Source organism: Aeromonas sp. s3, assembly GCF_040907805.1.
GTDB classification, from domain to species: domain Bacteria; phylum Pseudomonadota; class Gammaproteobacteria; order Enterobacterales; family Aeromonadaceae; genus Aeromonas; species Aeromonas dhakensis.
This window is the reverse complement of record NZ_JBFOCQ010000027.1, coordinates 303275-319125: the sequence shown is the minus strand read 5'-3', so window position 1 is coordinate 319125 and position 15851 is coordinate 303275. Positions and strand designations below refer to the sequence as shown.

At 64.0% G+C, this 15851-nt stretch carries 16 protein-coding genes; 9 read left to right on the top strand and 7 right to left on the bottom strand.

Going from position 1 to position 15851, the window contains the following annotated elements:
• Positions 1-107: 107 nt before the first annotated feature.
• On the bottom strand, positions 108-1172 hold the full coding sequence (locus AB5Y98_RS14445; RefSeq protein WP_010635316.1) for a porin: 1065 nt from the start codon (positions 1170-1172) through the stop codon (positions 108-110).
• Positions 1173-1392: 220 nt separating this feature from the next.
• Here AB5Y98_RS14445 and glpX point away from each other — a divergent pair, with 220 nt between their 5' ends.
• Both glpX and AB5Y98_RS14435 read left to right on the top strand, forming a co-directional pair.
• Positions 1393-2403, top strand: a complete 1011-nt coding sequence (glpX, locus tag AB5Y98_RS14440; protein ID WP_005308234.1) for a class II fructose-bisphosphatase — start codon at positions 1393-1395, stop codon at positions 2401-2403.
• A gap of 168 nt (positions 2404-2571) precedes the next feature.
• Positions 2572-2823: a YkgJ family cysteine cluster protein gene (locus tag AB5Y98_RS14435; protein WP_368232147.1), complete on the top strand. Its 252-nt coding sequence runs from the start codon at positions 2572-2574 to the stop codon at positions 2821-2823.
• Between the two features lie 164 nt (positions 2824-2987).
• Here AB5Y98_RS14435 and AB5Y98_RS14430 read toward each other — a convergent pair whose 3' ends face one another.
• Genes AB5Y98_RS14430 through hemC form a run of 4 tightly spaced genes read right to left on the bottom strand, consistent with a single transcriptional unit; the run spans position 2988 to position 6945 of the window.
• Positions 2988-4151 (bottom strand): heme biosynthesis HemY N-terminal domain-containing protein, encoded by a 1164-nt coding sequence (locus AB5Y98_RS14430; protein WP_368232146.1) that lies wholly within the window; start codon positions 4149-4151, stop codon positions 2988-2990.
• Between the two features lie 10 nt (positions 4152-4161).
• The gene (locus AB5Y98_RS14425) at positions 4162-5238 is read right to left on the bottom strand and encodes a uroporphyrinogen-III C-methyltransferase (protein WP_010635313.1); all 1077 of its coding nucleotides are present in this window, start codon (positions 5236-5238) and stop codon (positions 4162-4164) included.
• Positions 5235-5969: a uroporphyrinogen-III synthase gene (locus tag AB5Y98_RS14420; RefSeq protein WP_042009054.1), complete on the bottom strand. Its 735-nt coding sequence runs from the start codon at positions 5967-5969 to the stop codon at positions 5235-5237. The genes AB5Y98_RS14425 and AB5Y98_RS14420 overlap by 4 nt, the downstream gene beginning before the upstream one ends.
• 46 nt (positions 5970-6015) lie before the next feature.
• Entirely contained in the window at positions 6016-6945 is a 930-nt protein-coding gene (gene hemC / locus AB5Y98_RS14415; RefSeq protein WP_010635311.1) for a hydroxymethylbilane synthase, read from the bottom strand.
• Positions 6946-7267: 322 nt separating this feature from the next.
• On the opposite strand from hemC, the gene AB5Y98_RS14410 reads away from it, so the two are divergent.
• Positions 7268-9802, top strand: coding sequence for a class I adenylate cyclase (locus AB5Y98_RS14410; RefSeq protein ID WP_010635310.1), 2535 nt, complete (start codon positions 7268-7270; stop codon positions 9800-9802).
• 124 nt (positions 9803-9926) lie between these two features.
• Here the strand turns inward: AB5Y98_RS14410 and AB5Y98_RS14405 are convergent, their stop codons facing one another.
• Together AB5Y98_RS14405 and cyaY are read right to left on the bottom strand one after the other, a co-directional pair.
• Positions 9927-10580, bottom strand: coding sequence for an alpha/beta hydrolase (locus AB5Y98_RS14405; RefSeq protein WP_368232145.1), 654 nt, complete (start codon positions 10578-10580; stop codon positions 9927-9929).
• Positions 10577-10891 carry an iron donor protein CyaY gene (cyaY, locus tag AB5Y98_RS14400; RefSeq protein WP_368232144.1) on the bottom strand — a complete coding sequence of 105 codons (315 nt, stop codon included), beginning with the start codon at positions 10889-10891 and terminating at the stop codon, positions 10577-10579. The genes AB5Y98_RS14405 and cyaY overlap by 4 nt, the downstream gene beginning before the upstream one ends.
• 73 nt (positions 10892-10964) lie before the next feature.
• Here cyaY and AB5Y98_RS14395 point away from each other — a divergent pair, with 73 nt between their 5' ends.
• From AB5Y98_RS14395 to AB5Y98_RS14370, 6 genes are all read left to right on the top strand, one after another.
• On the top strand, positions 10965-11141 hold the full coding sequence (locus tag AB5Y98_RS14395; RefSeq protein ID WP_141214182.1) for a lipoprotein: 177 nt from the start codon (positions 10965-10967) through the stop codon (positions 11139-11141).
• 20 nt (positions 11142-11161) lie between these two features.
• Positions 11162-12412: a diaminopimelate decarboxylase gene (gene lysA / locus AB5Y98_RS14390; RefSeq protein ID WP_368232143.1), complete on the top strand. Its 1251-nt coding sequence runs from the start codon at positions 11162-11164 to the stop codon at positions 12410-12412.
• Between the two features lie 65 nt (positions 12413-12477).
• Positions 12478-13308, top strand: coding sequence for a diaminopimelate epimerase (dapF, locus tag AB5Y98_RS14385; protein ID WP_005308255.1), 831 nt, complete (start codon positions 12478-12480; stop codon positions 13306-13308).
• 79 nt (positions 13309-13387) lie between these two features.
• A complete protein-coding gene (locus AB5Y98_RS14380; protein ID WP_005308258.1) occupies positions 13388-14068 on the top strand; it encodes a DUF484 family protein in 681 nt (226 codons plus the stop codon).
• Complete coding sequence (gene xerC, locus AB5Y98_RS14375; RefSeq protein ID WP_368232142.1) at positions 14061-15038, top strand: tyrosine recombinase XerC; 978 nt, start codon at positions 14061-14063, stop codon at positions 15036-15038. The genes AB5Y98_RS14380 and xerC overlap by 8 nt, the downstream gene beginning before the upstream one ends.
• Before the next feature lie 38 nt (positions 15039-15076).
• Positions 15077-15787, top strand: a complete 711-nt coding sequence (locus tag AB5Y98_RS14370) for an HAD-IA family hydrolase (protein ID WP_368232141.1) — start codon at positions 15077-15079, stop codon at positions 15785-15787.
• Positions 15788-15851: the final 64 nt, after the last annotated feature.

Here is a 15851-nt window from a genome sequence, read left to right as displayed (position 1 = left end):
TCGTCTTGGCTCTGTTGAGCCTAGATCATGGAGGGCCGGGCGCGTCGGGGCGGACCAAAAAGAGCGCGCCGGCATCAGCCGGCGCGCGCAGAGCAGAGGGGCCCGACTTAGAAGTCGTAGCGGGCCGCCAGCTGGAAGTCATCCTTGACGTTGAGCTTGCCGCTCTCTTTGCTGTCGAGGTTGTTGATGCGGTACTCGCCGATGACGCGCAGGTTCTTGTTGAACTTGTACTGGGCGCCCAGGGTGTAGTAGTCGATGGAGTCGTAGTCAGCCTTGCCGGACTGCTCCACCTTCTGCTTGTTCCACAGCGCCATCAGGCCGAAGCCGTTCTCGAAGTTGTAGCCCAGCGCCCCTTCCCAGCCGGTGTGATCCTTGCCGGTGGCCAGGAAGTCGCTGCCGTCCGCATAGCTCAGGGCGGCGTAGACTGCCTTGTTGTCGTACTTGGCGGAGAGCAGCCACAGCTTGGCATCCTCTTCTCCGTTCTTGTCGCGGATACCCACGTTGTAGGCGGTACCCAGTGCCAGATTGAACGGGAAGGTGTAGGCCACGGCGGCGCCGTAGGCGGCATCGCTGTCCTTGCTGGTGGTCTCTTCGGTGTCACCGCCGTCGAACTTGTAGCTGGTATCGATCTGGAAGCCGTTGAACAGACCGGAGTACTTCAGCACGGAACCGGCACGGTTGGTGGCGAAGGTGTCGGTCTTGGCGCCGAGGGCCTCGTTGCCGTAGCCGTCGGAGAGGGAGACGTCAGTCCAGTCGGCCAGGAAGCCCGGGGCCCCCTTCTGGCGACCGAAGGTGATGTTGCCCCAGTCGGCGCCGACACCGGCGAACGCCAGACGGGTGCGCAGGTTGTCGGAGTTCTCGCTGATGGTCTTCTCGCTGTCGTTGATGTACATCTGCACTTCGTACTGGGCCAACGCCTTCAGTTGGCTGTTGATCTGGCTGTCGACCTTGGCGCCGAAGCGGACGAACTGGTTGGCGCCCTGCTTGTCGCTGTACTCCTGAGTTCCGTTCGGATGGGTGCTGTCGACCCCTTCCTTCTTGTCACCGAAGAACTGGCCGGCGTAGATGCGGCCGTACAGATCCAGGGTGGTGGTGTCATTCTTGTAAACTTCAACGGCTTGAGCCTGGAAGGCCGCGGTGAGAGCCAGTGCCACTACAGTCAGCTTTTTCATCTTAATCCCTTGTGTTGCAAGCTTTGTTGTAAAAGACGGGGGCCATGCTAGGCAGGGGGGATGACAGCGGGGTGACACTCTCGTGAAGTGTCGGTGGCGGTTTGATGTCAAATTGGTGAAAGGGCCGTGTTTTGTGTGACGAACCGCCACTTTTGCGCGCAAAGGTTTGCCCTTGTGGTAGAATGCCGCCCGTTTTCGAGCTCCAAAGGTTGGATATGCGATGAGACGTGAACTGGCAATCGAGTTTTCCCGAGTGACGGAAGCGGCTGCACTGGCTGGCTACAAGTGGCTCGGACGTGGTGACAAGAATATCGCCGATGGGGCGGCCGTTGCGGCCATGCGCCATATCCTCAATCAGATCCAGATCGATGGTGAGATTGTGATCGGCGAGGGTGAAATTGACGAAGCCCCCATGCTCTACATCGGTGAGAAGGTGGGCACCGGCATGGGCGACGCGGTGGACATCGCGGTCGATCCCATCGAGGGTACCCGCATGACCGCCATGGGTCAGGCCAACGCCCTGGCCGTGCTGGCCGTCGGCGACAAGGGCTCCTTCCTCAAGGCCCCCGACATGTACATGGAGAAGCTGATCGTGGGTCCCAAGGCCAAGGGTGCCATCGACCTCGATCAGGCCCTCGAGCTGAACCTCAAGGCCGTGGCCAAGGCGCTCGGCAAGCCGCTCTCCCGCCTGACCGTGATCACCCTGGCCAAGCCGCGTCACGACAAAGCGATCAAGGAGATGCAGGGGCTGGGTGTGCGGGTGTTCGCCATTCCCGACGGCGACGTGGCCGCCTCCATCCTCACCTGCCTGCCGGACAGCGAAGTGGACATGCTGTATGGCATCGGCGGCGCGCCGGAAGGGGTGATCTCGGCGGCGGTGATCCGTGCGCTGGACGGTGACATGCAGGCCCGCCTGGTGCCCCGTCATCAGGTCAAGGGCGACAGCCCGGAAGTGCGTGCGCTGGGCGAGCAGGAAATTGCCCGCTGCGAGGCGCTCGGCATCGACGTGAGCAAGGTGCTCAAGCTGGAAGACCTGGCCAAGAATGACAACGTCATCTTCTCGGCCACCGGCATCACCAAGGGTGATCTGCTGGACGGCATCACCAGCGACGGCGTCATGGCGACCACCGAGACCCTGCTGATCCGTGGCAAGTCGCGGACCATCCGTCGCATCAAGTCGATCCACTTCCTGGATCGCAAAGACAGCGTGGTGCGCGACATCATCCTGTAAGCTGGATGCGCGTGGGGTAGCCCCCATGGTACCGCCTGAAAAGCCCGACGCTGTCGGGCTTTTTGTTGTCTGTTGGCAAGGACACTATTTCATAGTGTGGCCGGGATAACAGTGAGGAAAATCCCCGCCCTTTGCTACACTGGCGCACCCTGCCGAGGAAAGCATTACATGGAATGTCGTCAAGGTTGCGGTGCCTGCTGCATCGCCCCCAGTATCAGCAGCGCCATTCCCGGCATGCCCGACGGCAAACCGGCCGGCGTGCCCTGTGTGCAGCTCGATGCGCACTTGGGCTGCAAGATCTTCGGCCAGCCCGAGCGCCCGGCGGTGTGCGGCGGCTTTCGTCCCATGCAGGACGTGTGCGGCTATCACCGGGAGGAGGCCATCTGGCTTATCGGTGAACTGGAGCGAATGACGGCCTGAGTCTCACCCTCTTCTTCAGGGAGAGGGTGGTTGCTGGTTTCCCCCCATCCCCGACCCTTCTCCCGCGAGGGGAGAAGGGAGGGCAGCCATCCGTAGCAATCCCAATAATCCCAACAAAAAGAGGCCGCAACTGCGGCCTCTTTTTGTTTCGCGACGAACAGGTGTCAGACGTCGGCCAGCTGCAATGCCTGGCGATAGTACTCGTTGGCCTTGTTGGTCAGCCGGCGCTTGTCCATCACCTGGCCGAGGGCGTGGTAGACGGCGGCGTTCGGCGCTTTCGCCACCTCCTGCTCCAGCAGGCGCTGAGCGTCGTCCAGCTGACCGGCCAGCAGGTAGACCTGGGCCAGCGCCGCATCAACGCCAGGTTGATCCTGGATCTTCTGCAGCAGGGTCAGCAGGGGCTGGTAGCTGTCGAGCTTGAGTTTGGGAAGACGGGCCAGCAACTGGGGCGAGACCTGCTTGCGCAGCGCATCCAGCCACAGCTCGGCGGCTTCATTGTCGGCCCCCAGCTGGCGCAGGCGATCGCCATAGGCGGCCAGCAGATCCGGATCCTGGCGCAGCTTGCGCGGCAGTTCCTGCCAGATCGGGCGCTGGGTCTCGAGGGCGCCGCTGGCGGCGTTCAGGCGACCACGCCAGGCCTGCTGCAGCAGATCCTCTTCCTGTTTGGGGGTCAGCTTGCCCACCTTGTGTAGCGCCGGAATGAGGTCGATGAGGGCGGTCCAGTCCTCGCGGGCCAGGTGCACCTGACGCAGCTGGTCCAGCACCATGGGATGGCGCGGGTTGAGGGAGTAGACGGATTCCAGCATGGCCAGCGCGGTGTCGTACTGGCCCTGCTCGATCTGCAGCTGGGTCTGGGTCAGGGTCAGCGCCAGCTCGGCCTTGGGATTCTCCTCCTGCGCCTTTTGCAGGTATTGATCCCGGCGCACGTCATCGCCCCGTGCCTGGGCCGCCTTGGCGGCGCTCAGGTAGTTGAGCAGCGGGGTGTCGCTGTTGCTGGCGCCCTTGAGCATCAGCTTCTCGGCCTGGCTGTAGTGTCCCTCGGCCATGGCCAGGGTAGCGGCCACGGTCTGCTGGTTGGCCTTGCGACGCCGGCGCGAGCCATACCAGCCCAGCGTCTTGCGGCGCAGGCCGAATACCCGGCCCAGCACCCACTCGACAATGAGCAGCAGACCGTAGAACAGCACCGCCAGGATCACCGCGCTGGTGACCGAAGACTCCACCGTGTAGTTGCCCAGCGAGATCAGCACATAACCCTTGTTGCCGGAGGCCTGCGGGCCGAAGATAAGGCCGGCCACCATCACGGCCACCAGTACAATCAGACGAATCATGGTGCCCTCCTCAGTTGCTGGCCAGAATGCGCTGCAGGCGCTCGGTCAGCACCTCTTCCAGCATGGCCTGGGTCTTGAAGCGATCCGGGTAGTTGAACTGGATCTGCTCCCCCTTGAGCTTGTCCAGCTCGGACTGCATGTAGTGGGTGGCGCTGTTGTCGGTGTCGAAATACTGGGTCAGCCAGCGCTGGGCCTTGTCCAGGCTGTCGTCATAGAGGGCCTGCTGCTCGCGGTAGACGGCGAGCTGGGCCTGCAGCAGCTTGGTCTTGAGGTTCTCGCGCAGGAAGATCTCCTGCTGCGGGGAGAGCAGGGCCTCCACCGCGCCATCACGACGGCGGATGGTGATGAAGTTTTCGGTGAACTTGACCCAGTTCTTCTTGAGATTGCTCTCCCACTCGTCCGGATTGGTGCTGACGGCCTGATCGGGCTCGGCCTTGGCTTCCGGCATGCTGACGGTGGAGAGCGGCAGCAGCTCGATCTGATCGGAGAGGGCGGCCAGCTTCAGGGTCAGCCCCTCGCGGTCGATGCGCGGCATCCCCTTGAGCTGGGCGATGTCTTCGGCCAGCGCCTTGCGGATGGGCATCAGGCTGGGGTCGTTGAGCGCCTTGATGCGCTCATCGGCATTGCCGAGCAGGGTGATGGCGGAGACGAGGTCGTGTTCCAGCCAGAGCTTGCGACCGGCCATCCGCACCAGGTATTCGGATTCGGCCAGCATCCAGTCGTTGGGGCGCTTGTCGTTGAGATCCAGCACCCGGGTCTGCAGACCCTTGAGCTCGTCCTGCAGCAGTTGCTGCTGCTTGCCGAGGGCGGCCAGCTGTTCGCCATCCTTGCTGTTGCTCTGATCCAGTTTGGCCATGGCGTCAGCCAGCTGTTGCTTGAGGGCGCCAAGTTCGGCCTGCTGGGCCACCGCGTTCTGGTGGCCATGCAGATAGAGTCCGCCGGTCAGGCCGAGAGCCAGCAGGATGGCGATACCGCCGAGCACTGCACCCGAGCCGCCCTTCTTGTTGTTGGTGACCTGCTGGCCGGGTTGCTTGTTGTCGGCCACGGAGGCCGCGGCACTCGGCTGGACTTCTTGCTGTTCAGTCATTCCATCTTCCTCAGTTCCAGAGCGGCCGTCAGGGCCTGGTTGGATGCACCCTGGGCAATCGTGATATGGGTAAAGCCCGCCGCCGCGGCCAGTTCGGCCACCCGCGGGCTGGGGACCACCAGCAGGCGGTCGTGCAGCCAGGGCTGCTGCCGGTCCGGGACCAGTTCCAGCAGCCGTTGCAGCAGTTCGCCACTGGTGACGAGCAGGCTGTCGAGCCCGGCCGCCTGCCAGTGGCGGGTCAATGCGTCCCCGTCCAGAGCGGGGTAGTGGCGCTCATAGGCCGCACAATAGTGCACCAGTGCGCCGCGTGAGGCCAGCGTCCGGGCGATGAGATCCCGGCCGCCATTGCCGCGCAGGATCAGCACCCGCTTGCCATTCACCTGTTGCAGACCGGGCAGGGCCAGCAGCCCCTCGCTGCGCGGATCCTCCGGGCAGGCTGCCGTGATGCCGACGGCCGAAAAGGCGTCCGCGCTGGCCTGGCCGACTGCAAAGTAGTCAATATTTGGCCAGGTCTGACCAGTTTGCAACAGAAAATGATGAGTGAAATTAACTGCATGCATGCTGACGGCGATGACGATGTCGGCCTGGGGCAGCAGTTCGGGCAGGCGCTGCAGCTCGCCGCCCGCCACGGTTTCCAGCAGCGGGCAGCAGAGCGGTGCGTGGCCGTGCTGGCGCAGCAGCGCCACCAGCTCGGCGGCCTGGGCGGCCGGGCGCACCACCAGCGGGACCATCAGGGCTGGCTCCGGCATGCAGGCCATGCTTCGAACCGGCCCGCACTCATGCCCGGTAGACCTCGGCCAGGATGGCATCGGCACCATCGGCCAGCAGGCGCTGGGCCAGGGTGTGGCCGAGGGCCTCGCCGTCGGCCAGCGGACCGCGGATCTCGTCGCGGATGACGCGGCTGCCATCCGGGCTGCCCACCAGGCCGCGCAGCCACACTTCCTCTCCCTCTACCAGGGCGTAGGCCCCGATGGGGACCTGACAGCCCCCCTGCAGGGCGCGGTTCATGGCGCGCTCGGTCAGCACCCGGATCCGGGTCTCGGGGTGCTCGAGCGGTGCCAGCAGGGCGTGCAGCTCGTGATCGTCGAGGCGGCATTCGATGCCGACCGCGCCCTGGCCGTTGGCAGGCAGGCTCTGTTCCGGCTCGATGAAGGCGGTGATGCGGTGCGCCATCTCCAGCCGTTTCAGGCCGGCGGCGGCGAGGATGATGGCGTCGTATTCACCGGCGTCCAGCTTGGCGAGGCGGGTGTTGACGTTGCCGCGCAGGTCGCGAATGACCAGATCCGGGCGTGCCGCGCGCAGCTGGCACTGGCGACGCAGGCTGGAGGTGCCGACCACGGCGCCTTGCGGCAGCTCGTCAATGGCGGTGAAGCGGTTGGAGACAAAGGCATCGCGCGGATCTTCGCGCTCGCAGATGGTGTGCAGGCCGAGCCCCTCGGGGAACTCCACCGGCACGTCTTTCATGGAGTGCACGGCGATGTCGGCCCGTCCCTCCAGCATGGCCGTTTCCAGCTCCTTGACGAACAACCCCTTGCCGCCGACCTTGGCGAGCGGGGTATCCAGGATCTTGTCACCCTGAGTGCTCATGGGGACCAGCTCGACCTGCAACTCGGGGTACAGGGCTTCCAGCCGGTCTTTGACGAAGTTGGCCTGCCACATGGCCAGGGGGCTCTTGCGAGTGGCAATTTTCAGGGTTCGGGCTGCCATATCAATCAGTTGTTTCATCTTTAGAAGGAAAACGATCTTACCACCCTTTGCAGGGGCTTTCATGGCACAGCCGGCAAAAGCGGGGCCAAGCTCAAAAACAGCGGCTGAAAATGATTTTCATTAAACTAAAATGCAAGGTTAATTGATTGAAATTTAAAAAAATTATTGCTTTCCAATGATACTGTTTAGTGACTTGTCATAAATAATCCGGCGATTGTGTGCGGGCTTGTTTACCACCGCTGTTTGCATTGTTAACATGATCACACTTTTTTGACGTCTCCCCGTTTTGGTGCGTCATTTATCACCTCGTATAGGCAGGGCATTGCTGGTAAAACTCGACACGCTGGTGGCGCGCTACGACGACATCAATCGTCTCAAGACGCAGCGGGCGTTAGGTCTCATGAGTCGCTACGGGCAGCAGGTCTTCCAGCTGTTACCCGTCATGCTGCACTTCAATCATCCCCTGCTGCCCGGTTATGTGGCGGGGGATGTGCCGCACGGCATCTGGAGTTTTACCGCCAACGACGCCCAGCAGGCCTTCATCGAGGATCTCTGCCAGAACGCCAACTGCCAGAACGGCCTCACCACCCATGACAAGTCGATCCAGGGGCTCTACTCCATGGGCAGCACCTCGTCCATCGGTCAGTGCTGCCATTCGGATCTCGACATCTGGGTCTGCCACGTGGCCGGTTTGTCGCAGGAACGGCTCGCACTGCTGGATCTCAAGTGTCAGCAACTCTCCAAGTGGGCCGAGCAGCGGGGGGTCGATCTCAACTTCTTCCTGATCCCCGAGGACAAGTTCCGCCAGCGCAACGACGCCCAGATGCAGGGTGAGAGCTGCGGCAGCGCCCAGCACCTGCTGCTGCTCGACGAGTTCTACCGCAGCGCCATGCACATCGCCGGCAAGCGGCTGCTCTGGTATCTGGTGCCTGCCGAGTATGACGATCACTACGACGACTACGTCAACGGCCTGTTTGCCCACGGCAAGCTGAGCCAGGATGACTGGCTCGATCTGGGGGGCTTCAACCGCATTCCGGCCGAGGAGTACTTCGGCTCCGCCCTCTGGCAGCTCTACAAGGGCATCGACTCCCCCTACAAGGCAGTGCTCAAGTCGGTGCTGATGGAGGCCTACTCCCACGAGTACCCCAACACCCGCCTGCTGTCGGTGACCAGCCGCGACTGGTTCCAGCACAACGAGGGGATGCACTACCGGCTCGACAACTACTGCCTGATGCTGGACAAGGTGACCAACTACCTCAAGTCCATCGGCGACATGCAGCGGCTCGATCTGGTGCGCCGCTGTTTCTATCTCAAGGTGTGCGACGGCCTCAGCCATCCGAAGGAGGATCACTCCCCGGCCTGGCGCCGCGAGCTGATGACCCAGCTGGTGGACTACTGGGGCTGGAGCAGGGAGCGGCTGCAGCATCTGGATCACCGCCAGGAGTGGAAGGTGGAGGACGTCAAGGTGGCCTACGCCGAGCTGCTGGAGGCCCTGATGCAGAGCTACCGCAACCTGATCCAGTTTGCCCGGCGCAACAACATCAGCGAGTCCATCAACCCGGAAGACATCGGCATACTGTCGCGCAAGCTCTATGCCGCGTTCGAGAGCCTGCCGGGCAAGGTGCAGCGGATCAACCTCAAGATAGCGCCGGACTTGAGCGAGCCGGATCTCAGCTTCGTGCAGGTGCCGCACGGTCGCCTGAACCGCGCCGGCTGGTATCTCTACAAGCATTCGCTGGAGCCGGTGGACATCATCGGCCGGGCGCCGCTCGAATATAACGGCTACATCAGCAAGCTGGTCTCTTGGGCCTACTTCAACGGCCTGCTGACGCCCCAGTCCCGGGTGCACCTGTTCAACCAGGGCTCGGATCTGCACATCGACAACCTGCACCAGTTCTGTCGCGATCTCTCCGGCACCTTCCCGGTCAAGTATCCCCGTGCTACCAACCTGGCCCTGAGCCGGCCGTGCGAAATTCGCCAGCTCTCCATCTTCCTCAACCTGGAGACGGACCCGACCAGCCACTGGGTGGGCCAGGTGATCGAATTCGACGCCAACGCCGCCGACGTCTTCTCGTTCGGCCGCAACCTGGAGTGCCTGGTGGGCTCGGTGGACCTGGTCTATCGCAACTCCTGGAGCGAGATCCGTACCCTCCACTTCCAGGGGGACGAAGCCGTGGTAGACGCCCTCACCACCATACTCGGCAAGATGCACCAGGATGCCGCCGCCCCCGAGATGATCGAGGTGTTCTGCTACAGCCAGCACTTCCGTTCCCTGGTGCGCAGCCGCTTCCAGCAGCTGGTGGCCGAGTGCATCGAGCTGCGTCTGGCCCGCGACAAGCAGCAGCTGGTCAAGACGCTGGCGCTCGGCAAGGAGAAGTACGGCATCTTCTTCGAGCGGCGCGGGGTGTCGGTCAAGAAGCTGGAGAACGCGGTCGACTTCTACCGCCACATCTCCCACAACAAGCTGGATCACCTGCCGCTGCGGCTCGACAAGACCCACAGCCAGCACCTGCCCGGCATCGTCGACGCCTACGCCAGCGAGGGGCTGGTGCAGTTCTTCTTCGATACCCGGGATGCGGGCACCAACATCTATATCCTGGACGAGGCGAACCGGGTGGAGATCTACCAGCACTTCGCCGGCAACAAGGATGAGCTGGTGCAGGGGGTGAACCGCTTCTACACCTCCAGCCACGAGCGCTTCAGCGACGCGGGCCAGTTCAGCAACTTCAACCTGCCCCAGTACTACGAGATAGTGCAGATCAATGGCGAGCTGGAGGTGATCCCCTACCGCAGCCAGGGTCAGCTGCGCGATGGCGGTCAGGGGCGCGAGCTCGGCTCCGCCGCCGGCGCGGGGTAGGGCAGGGGCCCGCCCGGCGTGCGCGCAAGCGCCCCGGTCTCGGCCCCCTGCTGCACAGGATCATCGCCCATATCGAATGAAAACGGCCTGCATCTGCAGGCCGTTTGGCTATTCGGGAACTGGCTCAGCCCGCGAGGCGAGCCAGCAGCCACTGGCGGATGTCGTCGAGCTGCGGGCGGCAGATCTCGTGGCGCATGGGGTACTCGTGCCACTCGGGGGAGAGTCCGGCCGCTTCCAGCCGGTTCTTGGCGTCCCAGCCCATGGAGAGGCTCACCACGTCGTCATAGATGCCATGCATGTAGCAGATGGGCAGGTCGCGGGCTGCCTCGCTCATCTCGCCGAGCAGGGCGTCGGGCGCCGCCAGGTAGGTGGACATGCAGAGCAGGCCCGCCAGCCGCAGCGGCAGGCGCAGGGCGGTGAAGGAGGCAATCACGCCCCCCTGGGAGAAGCCGGCCAGCACAATGCGCTCGGGGGCGAAGCCCTCGGCCACCAGTTGCTCTATCAGCGCGGCGATGCGGGCCGCAGACTCCCTGACGTGGGACTCCACGGCGCGATCCGCCGGATCCTCGAAGCTTCTGATGTCGTACCAGCCGCGCATCTTGTAGCCCATGTTGATGGTGATGTGCCGCTCGGGCGCATCGGGCAGCAGGTGACGCACCGGCAAGTCGGCGGGCAGGGCCAGTGCATCAACCAAGGGGGCCAGGCCGGCGCCGGAATCCCCCAGCCCGTGCAGCCAGATCACTGCATGACGGGCATCGGCAGGGTGCAGGTCGATCATGGGAACTGGACGGGCTCGCCCGCCTGGGTGGTGCAGGCCTGGCTCAGCAGGGTCTTGAGCTCGTGGCCGAAGCGGTTGTCGATCCAGCTTTCCCCATGCAGCTCGAAGTGGAAGCCGTTCTCGCGGGTGGCGACCCAGATCTGGTGCAGGGGCTCCTGCTTGTTGATGATGACCTTGGTCTTGTTCTCGAAGCTCAGGGTCAAGACCCCGCCAGCGCGTTCGCAGTCGATATCCGGATACCCCTCGTCGATGGTGTCTTCCACATACTGGAAAAAGGCGTCGGTCAGGGCGTGATACTCGTGATCCTTCATCGGTTTATCCTGTTGCTTTTAACAATGTGAGTGCGATTATAGAGGGCCAAAAATTTTTTCGCAGCGAACCATTATGATTACCCAGCTTACCAAGTGTCTGCTTGCCACTCTTCTGTCTCTTGGTTTGGCCGCGTGTGGCCTGACGGGACCGCTCTACATGCCACCCCCCGAGCAGCCCCAGACCCAGAGCACACAGCAAGCACAGACGCCTGCGACCGCCGAGGCAGCCCCAGAGGCCGCGCCGCACTAATTTAGGAAGGAACCGCCCCCTTGGATCACTTTAACTACGACGCCGACGGCCAGCTTCAGGCCGAACACACCTCGCTGCAACAAATTGCCGAGCAGTACGGCACCCCGCTGTACGTCTACTCCCGCGCCACCCTGGAACGCCACTGGCACGCCTTCGACAAGGCGGCGGGCGACATCCCCCACCTGATCTGCTACGCGGTCAAAGCCAACTCCAACCTGGCGCTGCTCAACCTGCTGGCGCGCCTGGGTTCGGGTTTTGACATCGTCTCCGGCGGCGAGCTGTCGCGGGTGCTGGCGGCGGGCGGTGATCCGGCGAAGGTGGTCTTCTCCGGCGTCGCCAAGAGCGAGGCTGAGATGCGCCTCGCGCTGGATAAAGAGATCCTCTGCTTCAACCTGGAGTCGGAAGCCGAACTGGAGCGTCTGAACCGGGTGGCAGGCAGCATGGGCAAGAAGGCCCGGGTGTCGGTGCGGGTCAACCCCGACATCGATGCCGGTACTCACCCCTATATCTCCACCGGCCTCAAGCAGAACAAGTTCGGCATTCCCATCGAGCTGGCGCCCGCCATCTACCGCAAGGCGGCGGCGATGGAACATATCGAGATCGTCGGAGTGGATTGCCACATCGGCTCACAACTCACTGAATTGAATCCCTTTATGGAGGCGGCCGACAAGCTGCTGCGGCTGATCGATGGCCTGGCGGCGGAAGGCATCCACATCCACCACCTGGACGTGGGCGGGGGCCTGGGGGTCAACTATGGCGCCGAACAGCCACCCCATCCCAGCGAATATGCCGAGGCGCTCAAGCAGAAGCTGGCGGGCCGGGATCTGACCCTGCTGTTCGAGCCGGGCCGTGCCATCGTCGCCAACGCCGGCGTGCTGCTGACCCGGGTCGAGTACCTCAAGCCGGGCGAGAGCCGCAATTTCGCCCTGATCGACGCCGGCATGAACGATCTGCTGCGTCCCTCTCTCTACGGCGCCTGGATGAACATCATCGAGGTGGACAGCCGCGCGAGCCACGAGCAGGCGGTCTACGACGTGGTCGGCCCGGTCTGCGAGACCGGCGACTTCCTCGGCAAGGAGCGCACCCTGGCGATCGCCGAGGGCTCCTTGCTGGCGGTGCGTTCCGCCGGTGCCTACGGCTTTACCATGTCCTCCAACTACAACACCCGTCCGCGCGCCGCCGAAGTGCTGGTGGACGGAGCGCAGTCGTTCCTCATCAGAGAGCGTGAGCAGTTGGCGGATCTCTGGCGCGGTGAGCATTTACTGCCCTGATGGTTGATGGATTTCTCTAAGCGTTCCTCCGGGTGAGAGCGTGAACAAGGGTACAGGAACGCACGATGTTGATAGATTTTTCCAAGATGCACGGCCTCGGGAACGACTTCATGGTGGTGGATGGCGTCACCCAGAAGGTGTTTTTCAGCAATGACGTCATCAAGAAGCTGGCGGATCGCCACTTCGGCATCGGCTTCGACCAGCTGTTGCTGGTGGAGCCGCCCTATGATCCCGAGCTCGACTTTCACTACCGCATCTTCAATGCCGATGGCAGCGAGGTGGAGCAGTGCGGCAACGGTGCCCGCTGTTTCGCCCGCTTCGTCCGCCTCAAGGGGCTGATCAACCGGGATCGCATCGCGGTGAGCACGGCGCGCGGCCGCATCGTGCTGCAGCTGGAGGGGGAGAACCAGGTCACGGTCAACATGGGAGTGCCCCAGTTCGAGCCGGGCAAGATCCCGTTTCGGGCCCAGAAGGCGGAAAAAACCTACCTGCTGCGGGCCCAGGAGCATACTGTGATGTGCGGGGCCGTCTCCATGGGCAATCCCCACTGCGTCATCGAGGTGCCCTCGGTGGCCGATGCGCCGGTGGAGACCCTGGGCCCCATCATGGAGCGCCATGAACGCTTTCCCGAGCGGGTCAACGTCGGCTTCATGGAGACGGTCAACGCCAGCGAGATCAAGCTGCGGGTGTTCGAGCGCGGGGTGGGCGAGACGCTCGCCTGCGGCACCGGCGCCTGCGCCGCCGTGGTGATCGGCATCAGCCAGGGCAAGCTCAAGGAGCGGGTCACCGTCACCCTACCGGGGGGCAAGCTGACCATCGCCTGGAAGGGGCCGGGTCAGCCGGTCTACATGACCGGGCCGGCCGAGCACGTGTTTGACGGCCAGATAGAGTTATAGGCACGGGCGGGGAGCCCCCGCACTGCCAAGCACTAATGTCGGGGCCCTTGGCCCCTTTTTCGGATGGACCAACCAAGTTATGAGCGAACTCAAACGGCAGGAACCACTGGTGGATGAAGCCACAGTGCTGGAGTACCTGGCCCGTTATCCCGAGTTTTTCCAGCGCCACGCGGCCATGCTGGACCGGATCCGCATTCCCCATGAACAAAAGGGCGCCATCTCCCTGGTGGAGCGCCAGCTTGACCGCCAGCGCGAGCGCATCGAGCAGCTGGAGCAGGAGATCACCGAGCTGATGGGGATTGCCAGCGAGAACGAGCGGATCTTCCGGGTCTATGCCGATCTCTACGGCGAGCTGTACGGCTGTCGGAGCCTGTTCGAGGTGAGCGCCGTGATGGGCAAGGCGTTCGTGCAGCGGCTGCGACTGACCGGCCTGCGGCTCTGGCTCAGCCCGAAAAAATTCCAGCTAAGCGGTCCCGAGCAGAAGTTCATGGCGGAGGGCAAACAGCTCGAACAGCTGCTGGGTCAGCGCCTGCCGGGTCAGGATTATTACTTCGGCCGGCTCAACCAGAGCGAGAAGCAGGCGCTGTTCGGTCACGACGTGCTGGTCAACTCGGTGGCCCTGATGCGGCTCGGCGATCTCGGCGTGCTGGCCTTCGCCAGCTCGGATCCGAGCCACTTCACCCCCCACAACGACACCCTGCTGCTGGGTCAGCTTGGCCGCCTGCTGCAGCTGCGCCTGCCCGAGCTGGCCCGTGGCTAAGACGCCGGCCAGCCCCTCCACCAAGGCGGCGCCTGCCGCCGAGCCCCTGCCGGTCGCGCTGGCGGGGGAGCTCGCGGCCTTCATCGAATATCTGCGGGTCGAGCGCCAGCTCAGCCCCCACACCCGCAGCAACTACCAGGCCCATCTGGAATCCATGGCCGCCGAGCTGGTGAAGCTCGGGGTCGATGACTGGGCCCGGCTCGAGGCGAGCCAGGTGCGCAGCCTGGTGACCCGGATGCACAAGGCCGGTCTTGCGCCCCGCTCGCTCGCCACCAAGGTTTCCGCCCTGCGCAGCTTCTGCGACTGGCAGGTGCGCCAGGGGCGGCTGGTCGCCAATCCGGCCCGCGGCATCGTCACCCCCAAGCAGGGGCGGCCGCTGCCCAAGAATCTGGATGTGGACGAGATGTACCAGCTGCTCAACATCACCGACGAGCAGGATCCGCTGGCGGTGCGGGATCGCGCCATCATGGAGCTGATGTACTCCTCCGGCCTGCGCCTCGCCGAGCTGGTGGGGCTCAATCTGGCGGACGTGAAGCTCGACGAGCGCCAGCTCAGGGTGACCGGCAAGGGCTCGCGGGAGCGGGTGCTGCCGGTGGGGCGGATGGCGGTGGAGTGGCTGCAAAAATGGCTCAAGCTGCGTCCCCTGCTGGCCGGCGACGAGCAGGAGGCGCTGTTCGTCTCCAAACGCCGGCAGCGCCTGTCGGCCCGCTCGGTGCAGGAGCGGCTCGACGGCTGGGGCAACAAGCAGGCGCTCAACGCCCACGTCCATCCTCACAAGCTGCGCCACAGCTTTGCCACCCACATGCTGGAGTCCTCCGGCGATCTGCGGGCGGTGCAGGAGCTGCTGGGTCACGCCGATCTCTCCACCACCCAGATCTACACCCACCTCGACTTCCAGCACCTGGCCAAGGTGTATGACAGCGCCCACCCGCGGGCGAAGCGGGATCCCGCAACCCCGGACGACGAATGACGGGGGCCGGGTAGCCGGCCCCGACAAGAGGAGAGACCATGCAGTTCTATCGCCGCTGGCAGCCGGTGGCCGCCATCTCGTTTGACCTCGACGACACCCTCTATGACAACGGCCCCGCCATCGAGCGAGCCGAGCAGTGGATGCTGGCCCACCTGCGCAGCGAATACCTGGCCACCGCCATGCTGGACAAGCCGCGCTGGCTGGAGCTCAAGCGCAACCTGCTGCTGGAACAACCGGCGCTGCGCGACGACGTCAGCCTGGCGCGCCGGCACGGCATCCAGGCCGCGCTGATGGCCGGAGGCATGGCCGAGACCCGGGCCGCGCAGGAGGCGGAGTCGGTGTTCGCCGCGTTTCTGGCCGAGCGCTCGAAGATCGAGGTGAGCGACGAGACCCATGCCCTGCTGGCCCGGCTGGCGGCACGCTACCCGTTGGCAGTGATCACCAACGGCAACCTGGGTCTGGCCCAGGCTGGTCTCGCGGATTACTTCACCCTGGTGTGCAAGGCTGGTCTTGGCAGCAGAATGAAGCCGGCGCCGGACATGTTCGTGCAGGTGCAAAAGGCCCTGGGGCTCGCCCCCGACCGCATTTTGCACGTGGGTGACCACCCGCAGACCGACGTGCTGGGGGCCCGGCTGCACGGCTTCAAGGCCGCCTGGCTCAACGAGCATCAGCAACCCGGAGAGCAGCTGCAACTGCTGCCGGACGTGGAGCTGGCCGCGCTGGGCGAGCTGGCCGACCTGCTGCTCTAGTCAGACCTCAACAGCCGCCAGTTCGCAACCGACATGCATCCCTTGTCGGCCGCTCATTCACTGC

Coding starts and splice junctions, on each gene's coding strand:
- AB5Y98_RS14445 (WP_010635316.1), bottom strand. CDS start 1,172: ATGAAAAAGCTGACTGTAGTGGCACTGGCTCTCACCGCGGCCTTCCAG.
- glpX (WP_005308234.1), top strand. CDS start 1,393: ATGAGACGTGAACTGGCAATCGAGTTTTCCCGAGTGACGGAAGCGGCT.
- AB5Y98_RS14435 (WP_368232147.1), top strand. CDS start 2,572: ATGGAATGTCGTCAAGGTTGCGGTGCCTGCTGCATCGCCCCCAGTATC.
- AB5Y98_RS14430 (WP_368232146.1), bottom strand. CDS start 4,151: ATGATTCGTCTGATTGTACTGGTGGCCGTGATGGTGGCCGGCCTTATC.
- AB5Y98_RS14425 (WP_010635313.1), bottom strand. CDS start 5,238: ATGACTGAACAGCAAGAAGTCCAGCCGAGTGCCGCGGCCTCCGTGGCC.
- AB5Y98_RS14420 (WP_042009054.1), bottom strand. CDS start 5,969: ATGGTCCCGCTGGTGGTGCGCCCGGCCGCCCAGGCCGCCGAGCTGGTG.
- hemC (WP_010635311.1), bottom strand. CDS start 6,945: ATGGCAGCCCGAACCCTGAAAATTGCCACTCGCAAGAGCCCCCTGGCC.
- AB5Y98_RS14405 (WP_368232145.1), bottom strand. CDS start 10,580: ATGATCGACCTGCACCCTGCCGATGCCCGTCATGCAGTGATCTGGCTG.
- cyaY (WP_368232144.1), bottom strand. CDS start 10,891: ATGAAGGATCACGAGTATCACGCCCTGACCGACGCCTTTTTCCAGTAT.
- AB5Y98_RS14395 (WP_141214182.1), top strand. CDS start 10,965: ATGATTACCCAGCTTACCAAGTGTCTGCTTGCCACTCTTCTGTCTCTT.
- dapF (WP_005308255.1), top strand. CDS start 12,478: ATGTTGATAGATTTTTCCAAGATGCACGGCCTCGGGAACGACTTCATG.
- AB5Y98_RS14380 (WP_005308258.1), top strand. CDS start 13,388: ATGAGCGAACTCAAACGGCAGGAACCACTGGTGGATGAAGCCACAGTG.
- AB5Y98_RS14370 (WP_368232141.1), top strand. CDS start 15,077: ATGCAGTTCTATCGCCGCTGGCAGCCGGTGGCCGCCATCTCGTTTGAC.